The sequence below is a fragment of the Oleiphilus sp. HI0061 genome (assembly GCF_001635675.1).
Map to the genome: position 1 here is coordinate 1 of NZ_LWFE01000286.1, position 1,227 is coordinate 1,227.

Genomic DNA, 1,227 nt, shown 5'->3' on the forward strand with positions numbered 1-1,227 from the left:
GCGTTTCTTGAATAAGGCGTATTAACGCTTTGAGAACTGAGGCTTCTTACGCGCTTTGCGTAGACCAACCTTCTTACGCTCTACTGCACGCGCATCACGAGTAACCCAACCTGCTTCACGCAGTGCTGGACGCAACGTTTCGTCATACTCCATTAGAGCACGAGCAATACCGTGACGAATCGCACCAGCTTGACCAGTTGTACCACCACCTTTTACAGTGATTTTTACATCAAGCTTATCGGCCATCTCTACCAACTCTAGAGGCTGACGAACAACCATCTGAGCAGTCTTACGACCAAAAAACTGATCTAGTGCACGGCCATTGATCTCAATATTACCGCCACCAGATTTTAGAAATACGCGCGCCGCAGAAGTTTTACGACGACCAGTTCCATAATTATATGTAGTTGACATAATCGCCTTCCGTTAAATATCTAAAACTTGCGGTTGTTGTGCAGTATGAGGATGAACATCACCAGCATACACTTTTAGCTTTCTGAACATTTCACGACCTAGAGGTCCGCGTGGCAACATGCCTTTAACCGCACCTTGAATAGCACGCTCAGGAGCTTTATCGATCAATTTTTCGAAAGAAATCGACTTAAGACCACCGATATAACCAGTATGTCTGTGATAAATCTTATCTTTAGCCTTGTTACCTGTTACTGCAACTTTCTCTGCATTAACAACAACAATGTAATCACCTGTATCAACATGAGGTGTGTATTCTGGCTTATGCTTGCCCCTTAAACGGCTCGCAATTTCACTTGATAAGCGACCAAGTGTTTTGCCTGTAGCATCTACTACATACCAGTCACGCTTTACGCTTTCTGGCTTTGCACTTAACGTTTTCATTTATTCCGCCTTTAGCTCCAATGAGCCTTTACAAAATCCAAGTTCGATGGCAATTTCGCCATTCGGATGTCACGAATTATCGCGGTTTCACATATTGAGACGGGGCTGTACTCGCAAAGCTACACCGATAATTTTAGGGCGCGCAGTATAATATAATTAAACACAATTAATCCAGAACTAATTTAGTTTTTCTTTCATTGCCCCGCATAAAAAATTTCTTCGGCATTATCTCTCAAGGCTGCAGCCAAGATTTCAGGGCTTTCAGAGCGAATATTACATAGCGCCGAAAAAACCTGACGAATATCCGAAGGACAACCAAACTCTCGCCTCAACCCGGAAACTCTCATATCCGGGCTATCCGTCTCCAACAAC

General features: G+C 43.8%; 3 protein-coding genes. All 3 read right to left on the reverse strand.

Annotated elements, in window-relative coordinates:
• Positions 1-21 precede the first annotated feature (21 nt).
• The 3 genes from rpsI to A3735_RS32475 all read right to left on the reverse strand — a co-directional run bounded on the left by rpsI (position 22) and on the right by A3735_RS32475 (position 1,226).
• Complete coding sequence (gene rpsI / locus A3735_RS03695; protein WP_068507251.1) at positions 22-414, reverse strand: 30S ribosomal protein S9; 393 nt, start codon at positions 412-414, stop codon at positions 22-24.
• Positions 415-426: 12 nt separating this feature from the next.
• The gene (gene rplM / locus A3735_RS03700; RefSeq protein ID WP_068516415.1) at positions 427-855 is read right to left on the reverse strand and encodes a 50S ribosomal protein L13; all 429 of its coding nucleotides are present in this window, start codon (positions 853-855) and stop codon (positions 427-429) included.
• 194 nt (positions 856-1,049) lie between these two features.
• On the reverse strand, positions 1,050-1,226 hold the full coding sequence (locus tag A3735_RS32475; protein WP_369820504.1) for a TatD family hydrolase: 177 nt from the start codon (positions 1,224-1,226) through the stop codon (positions 1,050-1,052).
• Position 1,227 lies beyond the last annotated feature (1 nt).